Annotated in this window: 1 protein-coding gene; it reads left to right on the plus strand. The window is 63.3% G+C overall.

Annotation, left to right across the window (positions count from 1 at the left end):
• On the plus strand, window positions 1-1769 hold a 1769-nt coding region (locus CHB97_RS26940), incomplete at both ends, for a DUF3604 domain-containing protein (protein WP_089367521.1).

Raw genomic sequence — 1769 nt, forward strand, 5'->3', positions numbered from 1 at the left:
TGGACAGAGGTGCAGTTGGTTTACGAAGTCGGTGCCTCCGGTCTGGCCGACGGTGCCGCCATCAAGCTGGCCATCAAATTTTATTCCGACTGGGCCCTGTTTCAGACCAGCGACCCAAGGGCTGCGAACTATGTCTCTGCCGAATATCAGGCGGGCGATCTGGTGCCGGGACAAAGCCCGGCAACGGTGCAGGCGCTGAAGGTCCGGTTTGACCAGAAGGGGCATGAACGGCCCTTTCAAAAGTCGGTGATCATCGACATCATCGACGGCTATCTGAACCCCGGTGATCGCATCATCGTGCGCCTGGGTGACCGCCGTCAGGGTGGGCCGGGCACCCGGGTGCAGACCTTTGTCGAGAAATCTTTCCGGTTCCGCGTTTTCATCGACCCGTTGGGCAGCCAGAAATATGCCGCTGTGCCGGGCGATTGCACCCTGGATGTGGTGCCCGGTCCGCCCCATGCCCTGCGCCTGATCACTCCGCGCCTGATAGTGCCGGGACCGGTGCCGGTGCTGATACGGGCGGAGGATCAGTGGGGCAATACGGTCGAGCATGAGAATGTGTCTGGTTCCCTGCGGTTGACAGCCCCTGATGGCACCGTCGCGGCGCATCCCATCACCCTGTCGGGTGAGGGCTGGGCGGTGCTGCGTCGGGATGATTTGGCCCTGTCCCAACCGGGCGAATGGCGGGTCGATGCGGATGCGCCGGGCCTGATCCCCGCCTTCGCCTTCGTCAGCATCGACGAACAGGCACCACGCGTTCTGTATGCCGACCTGCATGTCCATTCCAACGACACGGTTGGCACCAATGATACATTCTATAACCTGTCCTATGGCCGTGACGTGGCGGGCCTGGATGTGCTGGGCTATACGGCCAATGATTTCAACGTCACGGAGACGGCCTGGAAGGAAGCAGTGGCGCTGATCGACCGCTTCAACCAGCCAGGGCGTTTCGTTTGCTATCCCGGAACGGAGTGGTGCGGCAATTCGGCGGCGGGCGGCGACCATAATGTCGTGTTCCTGCGCGATGCCCCGCCGCGTTTCCCCCATGATGAACGGGGCAATCCGGTACGATCCTTTGAATGGAATGAAAGTACGAAAGGGGCCCTTCGCCCCGGCGCCTGGCCTTTGGACGATCTCTACGCCGCCTATGCGGATGATCCAGAGGGGCATTTGCTGATCCCGCATGTGGGCGGGCGGCGCTGCAATCTGGATTGGCATCATCCAGAGCTGGAACGGCTGGTTGAAATCAGTTCCGCCTGGGGGCAGTTCCATTGGGTCTATGCCGATGCGTTGAAGCGCGGATACCGGCTGGGGGCGTCAGCCAGCAGTGACGAGCATCAGGGGCGCTGCGGTGGCGGCAACCCGGCCACGTCGGTATTCGGTTCGCGCGGCGGGCTGACGGGGGTGCTGTCCGATGGGGTGGACCGGGCCCAGGTGGGTCGGGCCCTGCGCGCACGGCGAACCTTTGCCACCACCGGTGAACGCAGCATTGCGCTGCTGCGGCTGGGCGATCATTGGATGGGGGAAGTGGTGACGGCCGGGGCAGGGGCCCTGGATTATCGTCTGCTGGGGGATCATGGCTGGGAAAGCCTGCAACTCTATGATGGCGACAGGCTGCTGTGGGAACGCGATCTGCACCGGGAGGCGGGGCTGTCCGACCAGCATGTGCGCCTGCGCCTGGGTGGGGCCCGCATCAAAGACCGCTATCGCGGTGCTTATTGGAACGGTGCCTTGACCGTGACAGGGGCCAGCATCCGCCATATCCAGAG

Origin of the sequence: Azospirillum sp. RU38E (genome assembly GCF_900188385.1) — a bacterium.
Lineage (GTDB): Bacteria > Pseudomonadota > Alphaproteobacteria > Azospirillales > Azospirillaceae > Niveispirillum.